We start from the raw sequence: 389 nt of genomic DNA on the forward strand, positions 1-389 counted from the left end.
AAATCATTCTTGCTACGGCTGCTCTCTTTGGTCTGGTTGCTTTGGGCTATGCCTATTTAAGTACGCCTGAATATCAGGTGAGTAGCGTTCTGCGCCCGGCAGCCATCAACGAGCTGGATGCACTCAATCGATCGGGTGTATACACCCTGCCTCCCAATGAGGCTCTGTTGAAAGTAGGGTCGTCGCTGGAGTCATACGATAATCGACTGGGTTTTTTCCGGAGCAATCAAGAGCTATTCACTCAATTCAAGCGTCCGGGGCGCACCCTTGAGCAAAGCTTCGAAGATTTCAATCGCAACTCGCTAAAGCTGATTTTTCCTGATTCTAAAAAAGCGGATTCCCAGAACGCTGCGATTAGCATGGAGTTGACATATCCCGGGGGAGTGGAC

1 pseudogene is annotated in these 389 nt (G+C 49.9%); it reads left to right on the forward strand.

Features of this window, described 5'->3' with window-relative positions:
- Positions 1-2: 2 nt before the first annotated feature.
- A pseudogene (locus GV819_RS32840) lies at positions 3-389 on the forward strand (chain-length determining protein); the annotation flags it as partial.

Source organism: Pseudomonas sp. Fl5BN2, from assembly GCF_009908205.1.
Classification (GTDB): domain Bacteria; phylum Pseudomonadota; class Gammaproteobacteria; order Pseudomonadales; family Pseudomonadaceae; genus Aquipseudomonas.